The 16,363-nt window shown below is 48.2% G+C and carries 15 protein-coding genes and 2 pseudogenes; 6 read left to right on the forward strand and 11 right to left on the reverse strand.

All coding sequences use genetic code 11. The features are described from left to right. Positions 1-15: 15 nt before the first annotated feature. The 3 genes from KKD83_00385 to KKD83_00395 form a co-directional block, all read right to left on the reverse strand. Entirely contained in the window at positions 16-930 is a 915-nt protein-coding gene (locus tag KKD83_00385; GenBank protein MBU2534611.1) for a hypothetical protein, read from the reverse strand. A 56-nt stretch (positions 931-986) separates the two neighbouring features. Then, entirely contained in the window at positions 987-2,030 is a 1,044-nt protein-coding gene (locus KKD83_00390; GenBank protein MBU2534612.1) for a zinc-binding dehydrogenase, read from the reverse strand. A 109-nt stretch (positions 2,031-2,139) separates the two neighbouring features. Next, positions 2,140-3,339, reverse strand: a complete 1,200-nt coding sequence (locus tag KKD83_00395; GenBank protein MBU2534613.1) for a UxaA family hydrolase — start codon at positions 3,337-3,339, stop codon at positions 2,140-2,142. Between the two features lie 171 nt (positions 3,340-3,510). On the opposite strand from KKD83_00395, the gene KKD83_00400 reads away from it, so the two are divergent. Continuing rightward, complete coding sequence (locus KKD83_00400; protein MBU2534614.1) at positions 3,511-4,266, forward strand: SDR family oxidoreductase; 756 nt, start codon at positions 3,511-3,513, stop codon at positions 4,264-4,266. Between the two features lie 222 nt (positions 4,267-4,488). Here KKD83_00400 and KKD83_00405 read toward each other — a convergent pair whose 3' ends face one another. Continuing rightward, positions 4,489-5,844 (reverse strand): serpin family protein, encoded by a 1,356-nt coding sequence (locus KKD83_00405; GenBank protein MBU2534615.1) that lies wholly within the window; start codon positions 5,842-5,844, stop codon positions 4,489-4,491. Between the two features lie 144 nt (positions 5,845-5,988). Here KKD83_00405 and KKD83_00410 point away from each other — a divergent pair, with 144 nt between their 5' ends. Further along, on the forward strand, positions 5,989-6,132 hold the full coding sequence (locus KKD83_00410; protein MBU2534616.1) for a hypothetical protein: 144 nt from the start codon (positions 5,989-5,991) through the stop codon (positions 6,130-6,132). Between the two features lie 25 nt (positions 6,133-6,157). On the opposite strand, the gene KKD83_00415 is transcribed toward KKD83_00410, so the two are convergent. The 5 genes and pseudogenes from KKD83_00415 to KKD83_00435 all read right to left on the reverse strand — a co-directional run bounded on the left by KKD83_00415 (position 6,158) and on the right by KKD83_00435 (position 10,439). Continuing rightward, complete coding sequence (locus tag KKD83_00415; GenBank protein MBU2534617.1) at positions 6,158-6,730, reverse strand: nitroreductase family protein; 573 nt, start codon at positions 6,728-6,730, stop codon at positions 6,158-6,160. An 80-nt stretch (positions 6,731-6,810) separates the two neighbouring features. Beyond that, entirely contained in the window at positions 6,811-7,953 is a 1,143-nt protein-coding gene (locus KKD83_00420; GenBank protein MBU2534618.1) for a HEAT repeat domain-containing protein, read from the reverse strand. Between the two features lie 266 nt (positions 7,954-8,219). Continuing rightward, positions 8,220-8,506: pseudogene (locus tag KKD83_00425) on the reverse strand (2TM domain-containing protein). Between the two features lie 29 nt (positions 8,507-8,535). Further along, positions 8,536-9,333 (reverse strand): DUF2807 domain-containing protein, encoded by a 798-nt coding sequence (locus KKD83_00430; GenBank protein ID MBU2534619.1) that lies wholly within the window; start codon positions 9,331-9,333, stop codon positions 8,536-8,538. Positions 9,334-9,383: 50 nt separating this feature from the next. After that, positions 9,384-10,439 (reverse strand): alcohol dehydrogenase catalytic domain-containing protein, encoded by a 1,056-nt coding sequence (locus tag KKD83_00435; protein MBU2534620.1) that lies wholly within the window; start codon positions 10,437-10,439, stop codon positions 9,384-9,386. Positions 10,440-10,741: 302 nt separating this feature from the next. Here KKD83_00435 and KKD83_00440 point away from each other — a divergent pair, with 302 nt between their 5' ends. Further along, positions 10,742-10,933: a hypothetical protein gene (locus KKD83_00440; protein ID MBU2534621.1), complete on the forward strand. Its 192-nt coding sequence runs from the start codon at positions 10,742-10,744 to the stop codon at positions 10,931-10,933. Between the two features lie 370 nt (positions 10,934-11,303). Here KKD83_00440 and KKD83_00445 read toward each other — a convergent pair whose 3' ends face one another. Next, entirely contained in the window at positions 11,304-12,620 is a 1,317-nt protein-coding gene (locus tag KKD83_00445) for an MFS transporter (GenBank protein ID MBU2534622.1), read from the reverse strand. Positions 12,621-13,050: 430 nt separating this feature from the next. Between KKD83_00445 and KKD83_00450 the strand changes: the two genes are divergently transcribed. The 3 genes and pseudogenes from KKD83_00450 (at position 13,051) to KKD83_00460 (ending at position 15,037) form a co-directional block, all read left to right on the forward strand. Next, positions 13,051-14,277, forward strand: a complete 1,227-nt coding sequence (locus KKD83_00450; GenBank protein ID MBU2534623.1) for a Glu/Leu/Phe/Val dehydrogenase — start codon at positions 13,051-13,053, stop codon at positions 14,275-14,277. A gap of 180 nt (positions 14,278-14,457) precedes the next feature. Continuing rightward, on the forward strand, positions 14,458-14,883 hold the full coding sequence (locus KKD83_00455) for a tetratricopeptide repeat protein (GenBank protein MBU2534624.1): 426 nt from the start codon (positions 14,458-14,460) through the stop codon (positions 14,881-14,883). 85 nt (positions 14,884-14,968) lie between these two features. Further along, a pseudogene (locus tag KKD83_00460) lies at positions 14,969-15,037 on the forward strand (SEC-C domain-containing protein). 288 nt (positions 15,038-15,325) lie between these two features. On the opposite strand, the gene arcC reads toward KKD83_00460, so the two are convergent. Next, the gene (arcC, locus tag KKD83_00465) at positions 15,326-16,297 is read right to left on the reverse strand and encodes a carbamate kinase (GenBank protein ID MBU2534625.1); all 972 of its coding nucleotides are present in this window, start codon (positions 16,295-16,297) and stop codon (positions 15,326-15,328) included. Positions 16,298-16,363: the final 66 nt, after the last annotated feature.

Below are 16,363 nucleotides of genomic sequence, written 5' to 3' on the forward strand. Positions count from 1 at the left end.
TTTCGTGTTAAAAGGTTAGTGAGTCGCTGCGCTGGGCGAATCCAGGTCATGATCCGTCCATCCACAAGCTTCGCACAAACTCACATAAGTGTCCAACTCAGCTCGGAAGTCGGCGACTACTCTATAAGAAGAGCATTTCGGGCATCTATCGGGGGTCCCTTTTTCATGTCGAACCAGGGCAATACCAAATGTTGACAATAGCGTTTGGACAGCGTCAACGGCCATCCATCCGTCGAACCGAACAGCGTTCGAGGAGTGTGTGAGCCAGTTGACAAGTTGCCACGTTGATTTAGACATTGCCTTAAGGTAACCGCGGACCTCTTCCGCACTGTTTCCTCGCGCTATTGTGTCCGCGATTAATCCTGACCATTGCACAAAGTCACCCGCCTTAGGTGCCTTTTGTCCCTCGGGGACCATATCAGTCGAAGAGACCGACCGTACGAATGCGATTAGGCACTCTCTACACATCATACCCACCGCCTGAAATCCTTCAGCTTCGTCGGCCTCCTCGAGTGCTTCCGCAGCTTGTTCCCAACGTCTCCACACGGATTGGCTTAGACGGTGTTCATGCTCAGGGGCTTTGCGAGCTTGCCTTGCCATCACCCTCATGGTCACGCCGATGTGGAATGAAACGGTATAGTCCAGGCTTGGAAAAAGCTTTTGAGAATACAAGTTGGTCGGGTTAGTGATGACCCAATATCTGTCTTTGTTAGTCCTGACATCCCATGCGTCGAGCCTTCTATCGAAGAGGTTTTCAATAGCCAACTTCTCGAGGTGCGTTACCTTTTCTCCTCCGGCTTCCAACTCAACATATTCTCGGATGTAACGCTCCTCATGTTCAGGCTGTTTCAGTACAGTCTTCTTCAGCGCAGAGTCGGACACAGGACCGGGAATCGCGTGGGAGGATTTGCCAGTCTTCCGTGGAGACATAACATGCTCCTGCGTTAGTACTTTATGAGTATTATAACATAAAGACAATTTACTGCTTAAGGTTTCAATAAGACCGCCAGGTTTTGTCCACTCCGTATCGAGTCGAATCCTCTTTTGGCTTCTTCAAGCGGCATTATCTCGGAAATCAGCGGTTTGATATTGACGAGCTTGTTGGCCATCAGATTAAGGGCAGCCAATATTGACCCACCGATGTGTCCTCGAATAGTCAACTTATTGGCTACCCAGTGGGCAGGGTCTACCTCCATAGGCCTGATGAATCCTGTCAAGGCTATTGTACCACCGTGTCTGACCATGCGAACTGCCTGATTTAACACCTTCCCTTCACGCACACAAACTAAGACCGCATCAGGGCCCGCATCAGTTAACTCTGTAACTGCATCCACAATGTCCACTTCTCTGGCATTGAGCGCTGCATCGGCTCCCATTTCCAGCGCCTTATCCAAGCGCGATTTCACTATGTCGGCAACAATGACAGGGGCTACACCCATAGCTCTTGCGCATAGCATCGCACACAGGCCGATTCTGCCGGCGCCAATGATTACGGCGGACTGCCCTATTTTCAAATCTGCGGCGTTGATTGAGCCTATTCCTGTAGCCAGAGGTTCTGTTAGGCAAGCTTCTTCTGACGGTACATTTTCAGGCACCAATTGAAGTGAATGTTGAGGCTTCAAGAAATATTCGGCCATGGCACCGCCCCTTTTCCAGAATGCCTGACTTCCTACATAGGAACCTCTTGATGGTCCACCAAGACACAGGTGATACATCAGGTGCTTACAGAAGTAGCACTCCCCGCAGGGCTGTTTTATCTGAGAGCTCGTCACCCTGTCGCCGACTGACCATCCCTGAACATCTTTACCGATTTCGACAACTTCAGCTACCCATTCATGCCCCAGTATGGTCCCAGCATGCAACTCAAAACCGGGGATATCTTGAAGTGCACCATCAAGATATTCAATGTCAGTGCCGCAAATCGAACAGTATATGGTTCTGAGGAGGACGGTCCCGGGTTCCGCCCGTGGCGTTGGAATTTCCTGTACCTTGATGCTTTTCAGATCTTCCTGGATTACTACTGCTCTCATACCAAACACCTCATCATGATACTGATATGAATTATTATCTCATATCGGCCTTAAGTACTCCTATTTAACTTACAATGTGCATCGTCAGCATTTATGGCACAGCCGCTTTTTACAGGATAGGGCCTGTGGTGTACATAACTAAGAGCTCCCGGTAGTCGGAGCGCATCTCTTGATTGGTCAGCTTACCAGAGGCTACCGCGATGACCTCCTGAAATAGTCGTTCTGCCACCTGTTCAACGGTTTCCTTACCCTCAATAATGGTATCAGCGTAGATATCATAGCACTCTTTTTCCTGGCTATCCCGCGGCTTGCTTGGATTACTGACTACAACTATCTCAGGGAGTGTCGGAAGTCCGCCTGCCCAACCGGGTAAGCAGCGGAAGCTGGAAGTAAGTCCGCCGCCCAGGTTGTAAATGTGAATCTGAACTCCCGCCGCTGCCTCCCCGGCAATCAGTTCGCCGGTCATTGCTGTGCCGTCCATGAAGAACAACCCTTTTCCTTGGGGCTTTTCCGCATATTCAAGAACGCCTTGTAAGGGGGCAGTACCTGTTTTCTGGAAGGCACCTAGAGATTTCTCCTCAATAGTCGTCAAACCACCTTCGATATTACCACGAGTTGGCTGTGAACCCCTCATGTCCTCTCCGGTAGCCTTAATCCTGGCTTCCATTCGGTCTACCGCTGCCTCAAGCCGCCTCGCTACTTCCTTACTGACCGCCCTCTTGGCCAGCAGGTGAGTAGCGCCGATGACCTCCGTGGTCTCCGAAAATATGGCGCCGCCCCCTTCCGCAATTAATCGGTCAAAGACCCGTCCGGTAACGGGATTACCAAGAATACCCGAAGTGGCATTGGAAGCGCCGCACTTCACTCCCAGTGTGAGGTGGCTCAGGGCAAAGGGCTTTCTCTCCATCCGGGAGGCCTGAGACGCCATACGCCGGGCTACCGACAACCCTCTGTCCAGCACGTCCTGAAATCCACTGCTCCCCTTAACGGTCAGGACCTCAACCGGCTTTTTGGATTTGGCTATACCCTCGCCAATCTCCAGCGGAGGCGGGTTCTCGCAGCCGACACCGACCACAATGGCGGCAGCAACATTGGGATTACTGCCCAGTCCGATCAGGGTTCGTAACGCCCGTTCGTTGTCTTCTCTGAGACGGACACAGGGATAGGTATGAAGTATAGGCACCGCGCCCTTGACCGCATCGGCAATGGTAGCGGCCATTTCATTGGCGCACCTCCCCCCAGAAATTACTGCCACATGGTTACGCACTCCTACAGAGCCGTCGGGCCTCCCGTATCCCAGAAATTCCATTATTTTCCTCCTTCGTGGGCTGAATAGGGATTTTATACTTAAAAAGGAATCTTTTACTAACGTTTATGCGAAATATTTTTATCAGTTGTGGAAAACTATGTGGCATTATGGGTGTATTTTATTCTATCATAAATAAACGTAATGTGAGCATTAAATACAAAGGAGGGGCTAATGAGACTATCTGGTAAAGTTGCCATAATTACCGGGGGAAACCGCGGCATAGGAAAAGCGATTTCTCTGGCTTTTGCCAGAGAGGGTGCTAAAGTCGTTGTGGTCGGTCGGAATAAATCTCGTTGCAATGAAGTGGTTGACCAGGTTATCAAAGAAGGTGGGGAAGCAATCAGCATCCAGGTTGATGTCGCCAGCGAAGCCGACGTTGCCAGAATGGCGAAGCAGACCAAAGACAAGTACCAGCGGATTGACATTTTGGTGAACAATGCGGCGGTGAACTTGCCCTACAGAACGGTCAGTGAATTGACATTGGAGGAATGGAACTGGATACTCAATGTTAACCTGACCGGTCCGTTTCTCTGTATCCGGTCAGTCCTTCCCGAAATGATTACACAGCGCTCGGGGAAAATAATTAACCTTTCTTCAATCGGTGGCCGGCATGGAGCAGCCGGTAGAACTCCCTACCGGGCGACCAAAGCAGCTATTATCAATTTAACAGAGTGTATCGCGGCTGAAGTCAAAGAATTCGGCATTGATGTCAATGCTATTTGCCCTGGAGCGGTGGACACGGATATGCTTCGCGAAATCACCGGTGGGGAAATTCCAACGCACACTATGCCTCCGGAAGATATCGCGGCCGTGGCAGTATTCCTTGCATCTGATGAGAGTAAAGCTGTTACCGGAACGGCGATTGATGCCTTTGGAAAAACTAATCCGATATTCGGTGTGCCACCGTCGGTTCGCCCAATCAAATGAGGTCCGGTTTTTTATTAGGATTTGAGTTTAGTTTTCTTTTTAGAAATTGTCAATACAGGATTTGCTATGTGGCGGCATAAACGGAGTTAGCGTGGCCCGAGTGCTGCGGAAACTGATAAGGGTCATAAAGAACAAGAACCAGATGACGGGTAATACTGGAAGCATCGAACGTAGATATGGCTGTTGTTTGGCCTGCGTTTCCCCTGTGACACTGAAACCAATCTAAACGCTCGGATTAACAACGCGTCCAATAAACAGTATCGTGCCGGTCTCAATGTCTCTAATCAGAAAGATGAAGGGTCGATCAACCGTAACCTCGACCGGAGGAGCGGGCACCGCTGTGAGCGTCATTATCACCGCTGTGGCTGCTGCTGCTTCGGTGCCGGCCTCATCGACGGAGACAAAAGCCTTGTGCAGGACGTCATCTATGGCGAGGTCCCGGTTGCCCGTCATGCCAGAAAAATCCGCGTCCGCAGAGAAAGCCACCGGCATGCCCATCGTTGTCAGGGCCTTCTTCAGGCTGAATTCGGATTCGAACTCAAATTTTGGTATCGTCAGGTTAACCTGCTGGCCTGCAAGGCTTGAAATAATCCCGGTAACCCGCTGGTAACCCATTGAGCTTTCGAAAGTCTCAAACCGGCCTTCCCTGGGGAGTAAAATAACCATCGAGAGTTCATGGCCATCGTAGGGAAGTTCCACTGCCTGGTAATCGTCTCCCTCGGCATAGCCGAACGATTCCGTTTGTGTCATCATCGGCACGATGACCTCTCCGCCATCCAGCAGGTAGAAGGGACCATCGGTAGTCGCGTCCTCGTTGAACGGAAATTGCCATGCCGCGTTAAAGTAAATGGCATTGGTTAAGACAAGACGTGTTAGTGCATCAATCGCACCCTCTGGAATCAGGTCTTCAATCCTGCCCTCGGTCTGTTCACTTATCCAGTCATTGATGGTGATTCGAGATGCCTCGGGGGCATTGACGAAATCAAGGGCCCTTAACCCGGCACCGTAGTTTTCAGCCAGGACATCAAGGAATTCGGAGAGGAATCTGTAGTCTTCCTGACCCCATATGGCGTTCACGATATTCAGGCGAAAGCCCTCTTCATCCTTCCCCTGGGCACCCTCACCGCGTTTGCTGAGCTCGATATCAAGGCCGTTAAATGCCGGATGCAGGCGATCCTGGGATAGGACAAAGCGCAGGGTGTCGGACATCTGCTTCTCGGTCTCGCCGCGGGCACTGGAGTAGGTCATCGCCAGTGCCTGGGAGATACTGTATGGAGAAAAGAAGACATTGTTATTCTCCTGTCTAAGTAACTGATAAAGGTCGAAAGCGAAAGCGCTGTTCTCTTCGACCAGCATGGTGAAATCGGATTCATTTACTTCAGGCGAAGTTATTCGCGGCTTCTCTGACTGGAGTATATTGACTGATATGGGTGCAGGAGTTGGAGATGGTGGAGGCGATGGAGCAGGAGCCGGGGCCGGGGCTGGAGAAGGAATCGGCTGAGGTGTGGCACATCCTGACATGATAAGAGTAACCAGACTTAAAAGAACGATTCCGGCAGATAATCTCGTTTTACTCATGTTGACCTCTTTCTCAGCTGCTTTCTGCATTATATAACGAAAAAGGTAACGGAAGGTTAGTAAAATCGTGGATACTTATTGACATTACGGGAGAGATAATCTATTATCCAAGCAATTGACTTAACATTAAGGAGGATATTAAATATGGTACAGGCATACTGTATGAAATGCCGCTCCAAGAAGGAGATGAAGGATCCCAAATCGATCACCATGAAGAATGGTAAGCCGGCGACTCAAGGAACATGCCCGAGCTGCGGGACCAAGATGTTCCGGATAGGGAAGGCTTAAGCGCGTAGTTTAATACTTCATAATTTTATTCGCTGATGAGGATGTCCTCTGAACTGCGTTTTGGTACATGATGCGTACTATCCTTCTCGCGCCAGTACTTAGTATCATCACCCGGCTTCATTGTATCAATTACTACCCTTTCTTTTGGTTTCCCTAAAGCTATTGTCAGTAATATCTCGTATCGGGATGGTACGTTCAATAGCTTTTGTGCCTCATCTTTTCTGATTGAACCTAACATGCATCCGCCAAAACCCACCTCGGTTGCTCCGAGCAATATGGTTTGTGCGGCGATGCCGTGGTCTATGCCGAACGATTTACTTACTTCAGTGTCTCCCAAGATGATTATATAGGCTGATGGCCGTTCTCCTTCACTTGGCCCAGGCCAATCAGGTAGGGCTCCAGCCCAAGTCAGGAGAGGAAATATCTTGCTATTTCTATCTGGATCACAACTGAGATAGAACTTAAGTGGCTGTTTGTTCCCCCCCGTTGCGGATAATCGTGCTAGATCGACCAGTTCCTTCAATGTATCAATGCTTATCTCGACATCTTCATAGAAACGCCGGTAGCATCTATTTCTTCGAACAAGGTCGTTAAACATGTATTACCTCCTGTCCGTTATCATTGAATCGCTCTATATCTAACGAGAATGATAATACGCTGTTGGTAAAATGGGTACCGCTAGGCAACACTTAGGGCGGATTGAATCTCCGTCCTGGCAAATTCGTCGGTCTCGCCTGACAAGTTTGACTCTAAAATTTGGCGAGCACGGCTACCCCCTATCCTCCCGAGACCCCAGGCCGCATAGCCCCGAACCATTCCCTCTGTATCCTGCATTGCCTGGGCCAGGTCGGGGATGAACGAGGGGTCACCCGTATTCCCAAGGGCTATGGCTGCATTTCTCTGGAAATACTTCTTCTTATAAATGTAGTTATACATTAGCGGTTGTACTCTTTTAGTGAAAAACTCATCGGACAGATTTAACAGCTTCGTCAGCTCAAAGTCTTCGGCTACCCTGGCCAGGAACTCGTTTTGTGGTAGCTGCGCCTTTAGTCTTTTCCGGTTTCTGGGGCATACTTCCTGGCAGATGTCACAGCCGTGAATCCAGGCCCCCATCTTCTCCCTGATTTCAGGCGGGATGTAGCTTCCCACTTCTCCTACTTTGCCGTCCCCCTTTTCCTGAGTAACCACGTGATTGAACATGATGCAGCGGCGCGGGTCCATCTTCATCGGCTCGTAGAGTGAACCTGTGGGACAGGCGTCAATACAGAGGGTGCATTTAGGAGGGCATTTTACTTCGTACGTCGGTGCGTCGTACTCAAGCTCCTTATCAATGACGAAACCGCTGACAGTAATGAACGACCCGATTCCATCAGCGAAGGCGAAGCCGTTCTTTCCGTAGGTGACTGTACCTGCCCGGCACGCCGCCAGGCGCTCCGGGACTCTTATTTCATGGTCTACCTGGCATCCGCTGCTCTCCAGAAAGTCCCGCATAAGTCGGTATCGGGCCCCGTTAATGCGATGGGAAGGGGTCAGGTAACACCTGGCCTGGTAGATACGGCCTATCTTGCCCACCAGTTTCTCTGGGAAGGACTCCTTAAATGCGTCGTAAACTACCATAACGATTGATTTGGCTGACGGCATCACGCTTCTGGGCTCCGCGCCTTTGAGTGGCTGGGTGGGGCGGTCAATGTAAAAGGAATACATCTCGTGCCTGGCCTTGAGGTTGGCTATATATTCGGGAAAAGGCTCGGCGGTGGTGATACCCACCCGGCTGTAGCCCAGGTCAAGGGCAAAATCTTTGATATCTTCAGTAAGCGACATAAATTCAGTCTGTCCTCCCACCTTTTCTGCTTGAATGGCTCTTACCAGAAGGCCATGTAGTTACAGTGTAGCATATATAGACTGATTATGGGTCGTCAGTTCTGTCCAAGGTATTCTTTATATCCGTCCCTACCAACTAAGAGAAGTTTATTGCTATTCAGGTGGTCGGATACAATAGAACAGGAGTAGGGGACTCATAAACCCCTGGTCGGCTTTCGAATCCGCCTGCTGCCAGTGTCAGTTTCTATCAATAGATTAGCTAATTGCTATCTTTGTTCTCTTTTTATTTTCTCCACCTCTTTTTCTATAGCTGCTCTATCCGATTTTATTCCAAAGACGAAAACCCCAAGAAGTGTAAAAGTAGGCCGATCCCCCAGCCGCCTAAGACCCACAGGAACCAAGGATACCCTCCACCGGCAGCAAACGCCCATACCAATACTAGCATGGGGTTCACCACTACATAAGCAGTTAGGTTCCAATAGAAACCTCTCTTTTCCTCTACTCTTTTCTTTGCCTGTTCATAGATTTGCTCTTCTGACATCTGCTTGGACATTCTCTTACCTCTTTATTCTTGGTGATGATTTATTTCTGACTTATCGTTGAACCTTCATTCGCGCTGATGCTACCCAGTGTAGGGTTGCCCATATAGATAAGTCTGGAGCCGCCACTCAGGTTACCATCCAGTCTGCCGCTGGCATTAATGGTAACATCACTGGCACCACTGAGATTTATATCTGCATCCACAACAGGGAAATCGGACAATTCCACATGACTGGCTCCCGATGCCTCAATATCAACATCATTAGCCGAGCCTTCCAGGTCAAGAGAGCTAGCTCCTGATAGGTCGAATCTACCGTCAGCCATTTCAATACTGCCGGAAGCTTTACTCGCACCGGAAAGTTTAAAATTCGTGTTACCAGCCTTCATATTCTTGATATCGACCTGACTTGCACCCGACAGGTCAAAATCCACGGCGTGTGAGGAACTGAACCCGTCGACTTTCGCCTTCGAGGCTCCAGATAACCCTACTCTTTCCAAATCCGGCATATTAATAATAGCTTTTTGCGTTATATTCATATGGATATAGCCAGGTTTAAGCCCTATATAAAGGGTATCACCGCTTTTGCTGATATCAAGATACTCATACAGATTATCGTCGATGGTAATGCGGACCAGGTAAGAATCTGCTTTGGCAATCTCAACATCAAACGCATATCCAGCTTCAACCTTGGTGAAGTCACGGTAATCGAAATCCCAGGCCGCCAGTTTGCCTGAGCCGGTTACAGTTGGGCCAACACCGGGAATACATCCGGTGACGCCTGTGAGAACACCCATGATTAGTGTGAGTGCAACATAAAGCATGACCTTTCGCATCGTCATTTTGACACCTCCTTATTTTTGATTTTTGATAGTCTAACTTGAAATCAAGTTTAGGGCTGCAGTAGAGGAGCTAAGTTTTCTCCACTGTACATAGAATCAAAAGCTCTCTGTACCTCCTTCAGAGGGATAATCTCAGAAATAAGTGGCCTGATATTGATTTGCCTATTAGCTATCATACGCATAGATGTATATATTAACCCACTGGGCCCACCGAAGCCGCCAGCGACAGTGGTAAATCTTACTTGCTTCTTCCACCAAACCATAGGGTCAATCTCCGTTGGTAACCCGTATCCAGCCAAGCCTATTATACCAGCGCGTCTGACCATGTCGACAGCTTGATTTAAGACGTCGCCACTTCGGACACAAATGATGACCGCATCCGGGCCCGCCCCCGTGAGCTTTACCACCTCGGAGACAACATCAACTTCATTGGGATTTAGAACCGCGTCGGCACCCATTTCCAGGGCCTTATCCAGACGGGACCTAATCGGGTCGATGACAATAACAGGGGATGCTCCAGCCGCTTTAGCACATAGCATTGTTCCCATGCCTATTTTCCCGACTCCAATGACGACTGCTGACTCCCCGGACTTAAGCCCGGTAGTTTTGACTGCGCTTACTCCGGTGCGGAGCGGTTCCACCAGTGCTGCTTCCTCATCGGATACATTGTCGGGTATTTTCTGGGCTGCGTGTGATGGCCTGACGAAATACTCGGCCATTGCCCCCAATCTGTGTGCGTAATCTCTTACTATTATAGGTAATGCTCGCGGGGATACATCCTTGCCCTGGCAGAGGTGATGTAACTGACGCCGGCAGAAATAGCATTGACCACAGGGCAACAGGTAGTCACCCGTGGTAACTCGGTCACCGACTGACCACCCATCGACTCCTTCACCTACGGCTGCTACCTCTGCCGCGAACTCATGACCAAGTATAGCCCCTGCCTTGATAGGGTTACCATGCATTTGGTTGTCAACATATTCAAGGTCAGTACCACAAATAGAGCAGTATATGGTCTTCAGTAACAGTGTTCCCGGTTGTACCGATGGAGTTGGCACTTCCTCATATGCTATAAGTCTTTTGCCTTTGACAACGGCTGCTTTCATCAATGCTACTCCTTCCTAAATCTCTGGGTGTCATTCTCGGCGCTGCAAGCTACGTTATCATATTTATCACAATGCAGCAGTAGGATTCACTAGGCATTGTAATTACGGAGTTATGGACATGTCAAATACGCGTAGCTAGATATCTGCCCTGGGACCAGAGCAAGTCATATGCAGGCCGCTGCCGGTTGTTTGTAGCTTCAATTATTTACGGACTAATTTTCAATCCTTTATAATACTCTCTAGAAAACTTTCCTTTATTGAACGATCTTAAGGCCTGTTAAGTATTTCAAAAAGGAGTGAAGATGATGGATACGGTTTTGGATGCAGGACATATTTTCCACCACTACTTAGAAATCTCGATACCAGAAGAAGAGTGGCAACGCATGTCGGTTGAGGAAGCACTGGGAATTGCCAGAGATGTTGCGGCTCTATTCGACGGTAAAATGTCAGCGAGTGAATTTGGTGAAAAATACAGATTACCCAGAATTCATTAGATCCACCCGCTGCCATGTTTTATTTGGCTACCGAAGTGAAGATAACCTAACTCTTTAACTTTCAACCCCACACCTCATTGAGTTTTCCCCCGGTAGTTTTTAAAAATATGCTCACATTTATCCATTAATAAATCAGCGAAACTAAATGGATAAAACTGGTTGCGGGTGCATTCGAACCGCCGACCAAGGGTTTATGAGTCTTTGCCATAAACCAGAGTGAATCGATGGAGCGCACTGGATAAATTATGTCTACAAAAAAGGTTGCTTTTTATAATTCACAGATTTAACAAAAGAAGCCTGGGCGGGTGGCATGTATGACATTGAAGAAGGATTCATGGGGCATATATATTGTGTTATTTACATAGGAAAGCTATCTTTTCAGTTCAAAGTATTTCCGTGTTTTTACTCTCCCAGCTACGATTCTTACTTGACGTGGGGCTGCTAACCATACTGCGATGCAACCTGCGATAAACATAATGGCTGCAATGGTGAAAGCTACTATATAGCTACCATTGATCTCGAAAATTACACCCCCGAGCCATGGTCCTATTCCACCGCCTATTGCAAAGGCAAACCAAACAAATCCAATGGCGGCCCCCGCGTTTTTCCCTTGGAATAAGTCTGTGACTGTGGCAGCTAAGACGGGGATACTCATGCCGATGCCCAACCCAAAAAATACTGAATAGGCGTAAAGTATCCAGGGCTGAGAGGTGTCCGTCATTTGCATAATAATAACTATCCCAGAGACACCCAGCACGGTACTTATACTAAAGGCAACCTCTCTACCAAGACGGTCCGAGATGGTGCCTCCTATTGCACCTATGGCCATCATTACACCAAAGAGTGTCAACACTGAGGAGGCATAAAGTTTACTATAACCGACATCCTCAGCAAAAGCAATATGATGAGCCAAAAGTAAGTGTTCAGTAATCCCCCATACGGAAAATGCAGAGAAACAGAGAAGCCAGAATCGGTAGGTTTTCATAGCTTTAGTTAGTGTCCAGTCAGTAGCGGCCCAGGCTTTATCCAAAACATCACTTTCAAGTTGCTGGCTTGTTTGGGATGGAGTATCATTTTTGGCATTGCCATCTGGGGAGAGACCCATTTCCAGTGGATGATAGCGTACGAAGAGAATGATGCAAGGAAGAAGAAAACCTGCAACTATAACCGATTCCGCAAGGAAAGTCCCACGCAACCCCAACTTTTCTATCAGTACTGCAACTAATGGGTAAATGAGATGCTGGCCACCCACACCAAAGAAGAAAAGACTAAGGGCTAGGCCACGCTTATTCACGAACCAGTTAGTTATTACTCTAATAAAAGGTACTGTACCTATCAAACCTAGGCCAATACCACCTAAAAGCCCAAAGGAAACATAATAGTGCCAGAGAGCATTTCCTAAACTCGAAGCGGCCACTCCTGATGCAAGTAGAATGGCACCGATACTCATTGTTTTTCTTGGCCCTATTCTATCGACTAGAATGCCTGCAATCGGAGCCGAGACACCATAGGCTAGTATGTGAAAAGATAATATAGCTGCCGTGGCATCTCTTGACCAATGGAATTGCTCCAGGAGAGTGGAGAATATAACAGAAAAGGAATAGCGAACGCCATAAGCCAAGGACATAGTTAATATGCCAACAATTACAATAACCCAGCCGTAATAGAATCGTGACTGTTTGGACATTCGCGAAACCTTCAAAGGAATTAAGCAAGTCAGCAATCGACGCGCTAGCCCGAGTCTACTGTAACCTACTATATGAGTCAACCTTGATATGGCAAAGTACCAAGAGTTAGTATAAGTTCAGACGCCGATTATCAATTAGGATTTCGTTTTACTTCGACAGATTAGTTATCGATACTTTGGGTATTGACATGTACACAGATAGGACTATAATTAGCTCGCCTGATATAAAATACTTTTAAAACAGCATACAGGATTAGGAAATGCGATGTTGAAACGGAGCGCTTAGTATCATTTCTTGTTTCATTATTTAAACGATGGACGATTTGCAGCAACGTCCGTTTGGGTAGATATAAAGGAAAAGTCTGGTGATGTTACGATGTTAAAAAAACAACCGGTCGAAGTCTCTAGAGGTGATATATCCAATCCTTTTATGGAAGTACAAGAGCAAATTGACGCAATTTGCGAAAAGGCAAACGTCAGTGATACATGCCGTCTAAGGCTTAGGGAATGTGAGCGAGAACTCATTGTCCACTTTCCTGTGAAGATGGACAATGGGAAGATATACGTGTTCACAGGCTACCGGATTCAGCATAACGACACCCGAGGGCCATCCAAAGGAGGTATTCGCTATCATCCGGACATCACTTTGGATGAAACGAGAGCTTTAGCCGTTTTAATGACGTTGAAGGCAGCCGTTGTCAATATACCATACGGTGGAGCCAAGGGTGCTGTCGCATGCAACCCAAAGCTCATGTCCCAGGATGAGCTGGAAAGATTAACCCGGCGCTATACCAGCGAGATATCAATGTTAATCGGTCCGGAAAGGGATATCCCTGCCCCGGACCTGGGCACCAATCCCCAAGTAATGGCCTGGATTATGGATACCTACAGTATGAATAAGGGCTATTCCGTGTTGGGTGTGGTTACCGGCAAACCCATCGAGTTAGGTGGTAGTCTGGGCAGGTTCGAAGCAACAGGTCGAGGTTGCATGATTAGCACTCAACTGGCGAGCAAACATCTGGGCATCCCTCTAAATGCTGCCAGTGTGGCAGTTCAAGGTTTCGGGAATGTTGGGGCGACAGCAGCTAAACTGCTATCCAAAGACGGTAGTCGAATCACAGGAATAAGCGATTCAAAGGGTGGTATCTACAACCCAAACGGCCTCGATGTGCAAAAAGTCGCTCGGCACAAAAAAGAGACAGGTTCAGTAATCAATTTCAAAGATGCCGAAAACATAACCAATACCGAGCTCTTAGAACTCGAATGCGACATACTGATACCTGCGGCTATTGAAAATCAAATTCATAAAATGAACGCGAGTTCTGTTAAAGCAAAGATGATTGTAGAAGGCGCTAATGGACCGACTACCTATGAAGCCGCGAAGGTTCTTCGCGATAAGGGGATATTTGTTGTCCCCGACATATTAGCAAACGCCGGGGGACTGGTGGTATCTTACTTTGAATGGGTACAGGACTTGCAATCTTTCTTCTGGAGTGAAGAGGAAGTAAATAATCAACTGCGAAGAGTGATGGATAACGCCTTTCACGAAGTTCTGGAAATTAGCCAGCGTCATAAAGTAGATATGAGAGATGCTGCCTATATTCTTGCCATAAAACGAATAGCAGATACAATGCGCGTCAGGGGAATATTCCCGTAGTCAATTGAAGGTCGTTTTTAGAATTCCATTGTTATTCTTAGACAGGTAACAATAGTTTGTTCAATTGAGGACACTATCGCTTGTTTTATTACCGAAAGAAGAAACGTTCCTTTTTATATATTTACCAATCCCGTGAATAGAGCTATAATTGTCTCATCTGAGCGGTCAGAGGGTGTGGTCATGTTATTTAATAAGAAGTGCCCGAATTGTGGAGCCAGGAACCCTAAAGATGCCATAAGCTGTGCTACCTGCGGTGTACCATTTGAACTGAAGCAGACAGAGACTCGAAAAGCCATTAAGAATTACGAGAAAACTATCCAGGAGAAAGCTGCCCGCCCCAACCTCATGGATGCCGATGCCTACAACACGCAGGGCAACCGCCACCTGGAGCAGCGTCAACTCAAGAGAGCCATCGCGGACTTTAACGAAGCCGTCCGCCTCGACCCCAAGTATACCGTCGCCTACGGCAACCGGGCTATAGCTTACAAACTACAGGGCAATAAAACCAAGGCTATTTCTGATTTTGAAAGGTTCATCGCCCTTGCTTCCGACCCCAGGATGATACAGGTTGCCAAGCAGCAGATTAAAGAACTCTCCATGCAATGATACGATATAGACTCCACCGGGGCCTTACCACTATGTTGTTAAGGGTATTGACTATTAAGACGATATATGATAAAAAAGAGCTGGAAGAAATGAGCCATGCCCATGTGGTAGTAGCAAAAATACAAAAATGTGGAGGGAGATAAAATGGCATTAGATATATTTTTGGGAATTGTAATGGTTACTGTGCCAGCCTTTGCGTTTGTAGCATTTGTTGCCCACGTTGTTAGCAGATTATAAAAGAAGATAATGGCGTAGCCCAGGGGTTCCGGGTCGTTTCTAACGGTATCGGAAACTGCTGATTAATAGCCGTGGCCAGCTGAACAATGACCTGTTCTGCTAGTCAAAGCGTGAAATAGCGTTAAAAAGAAAAGGGGAGCTGACGCAATATCAGCTCCGCGAAAACCCTCTGCCTTGATTTCAATTTGTGTCTGATTCCTGCATTTTACCGGGTAATCCGGGTGCCGGTCTTTCCCTCCAGCGCTTTTAGCGCAGTCTCAGGAAAGGTTATAATCACCTCTCGCTCCCGCGACGGGTCTGTCTCTTCCAGGAATATTATGGCCGCCCGGATCTTGGGTTCCATGCTTCCCCTGCCGAAGTGTCCGTCCTCCAGAAGCTTCCTGGCTTCTGCCAGGCTCAGGTTCTCCAATGCCTTCTGGTGAGGCGAGGCAAAGTCTCGATATACGTGCTCCACAGCCGTAAGAATAAAGAGGACGTCAGCATCGATCTCTATAGCCAGGCGGGCTGAGGCGTAGTCCTTGTCGATTACCGCTTCAACGCCGCGCAAATTGCGATTGTCCTCCCTCACCATCGGGATTCCGCCCCCGCCGACAGCGATTACTATCTCACCGGCATCCAGCATGCTCTTGATAATCCTGGCTTGCTGGATGTTGATCGGTATCGGCGAAGGAACGACGCGACGGTAGCCACGGGCGCTGTCTTCGATGATATCCCAGCCCTTCTCCTGCCGCAGCTGTTCCGCCGTGTTTACGTCGTAGAAGGGACCGATGGGTTTGGAGGGGTCTTTGAAGGCGGGGTCATTCTTGTCCACTATCACCTGAGTCACCACGGTGGTGATATTATGCGGTGCCCCCGCCTGTCTCAGATGGTTGGCCAGAGTATTCTGAATCATGTAGCCCATGTACCCTTCTGTCTGTGCTCCCAAGACATCTAGGGGCATGGGGGGCACCACGTTTTTTGCCGCCTCATCGGCGAGGAGTAAGTTGCCAACCTGCGGCCCGTTCCCATGAGTGATTACGACACGGTTCCCACTGCTGAGCAAATCCAGCAGCTGTTCAGCCGTGCGGTCCAAATTCTCATATTGTTCGTCGGCGGTTCCCTTCTCCTTTGCCCTGAGGATAGAGTTGCCACCAAGAGCAATCACGAATGTCTTGGTTTTGTTTTTATTCGAAACCATTTCTCTACTCACCTATTGCACTGCGATGAGGGTGCTCTCTTCCTGTTTCACAGGAAGAGAGCACCC

It is taken from the genome of Chloroflexota bacterium, assembly GCA_018829775.1.
Classification (GTDB): Bacteria; Chloroflexota; Dehalococcoidia; order Dehalococcoidales; family RBG-16-60-22; genus E44-bin89.

Coding starts and splice junctions, on each gene's coding strand:
- KKD83_00420 (MBU2534618.1), bottom strand. CDS start 7,953: ATGTCGCTTACTGAAGATATCAAAGATTTTGCCCTTGACCTGGGCTAC.
- KKD83_00385 (MBU2534611.1), bottom strand. CDS start 930: ATGTCTCCACGGAAGACTGGCAAATCCTCCCACGCGATTCCCGGTCCT.
- KKD83_00435 (MBU2534620.1), bottom strand. CDS start 10,439: ATGAAAGCAGCCGTTGTCAAAGGCAAAAGACTTATAGCATATGAGGAA.
- KKD83_00455 (MBU2534624.1), top strand. CDS start 14,458: ATGTTATTTAATAAGAAGTGCCCGAATTGTGGAGCCAGGAACCCTAAA.
- KKD83_00390 (MBU2534612.1), bottom strand. CDS start 2,030: ATGAGAGCAGTAGTAATCCAGGAAGATCTGAAAAGCATCAAGGTACAG.
- KKD83_00440 (MBU2534621.1), top strand. CDS start 10,742: ATGATGGATACGGTTTTGGATGCAGGACATATTTTCCACCACTACTTA.
- KKD83_00400 (MBU2534614.1), top strand. CDS start 3,511: ATGAGACTATCTGGTAAAGTTGCCATAATTACCGGGGGAAACCGCGGC.
- KKD83_00415 (MBU2534617.1), bottom strand. CDS start 6,730: ATGTTTAACGACCTTGTTCGAAGAAATAGATGCTACCGGCGTTTCTAT.
- KKD83_00395 (MBU2534613.1), bottom strand. CDS start 3,339: ATGGAATTTCTGGGATACGGGAGGCCCGACGGCTCTGTAGGAGTGCGT.
- KKD83_00410 (MBU2534616.1), top strand. CDS start 5,989: ATGGTACAGGCATACTGTATGAAATGCCGCTCCAAGAAGGAGATGAAG.
- KKD83_00405 (MBU2534615.1), bottom strand. CDS start 5,844: ATGAGTAAAACGAGATTATCTGCCGGAATCGTTCTTTTAAGTCTGGTT.
- KKD83_00445 (MBU2534622.1), bottom strand. CDS start 12,620: ATGTCCAAACAGTCACGATTCTATTACGGCTGGGTTATTGTAATTGTT.
- arcC (MBU2534625.1), bottom strand. CDS start 16,297: ATGGTTTCGAATAAAAACAAAACCAAGACATTCGTGATTGCTCTTGGT.
- KKD83_00430 (MBU2534619.1), bottom strand. CDS start 9,333: ATGACGATGCGAAAGGTCATGCTTTATGTTGCACTCACACTAATCATG.
- KKD83_00450 (MBU2534623.1), top strand. CDS start 13,051: ATGGAAGTACAAGAGCAAATTGACGCAATTTGCGAAAAGGCAAACGTC.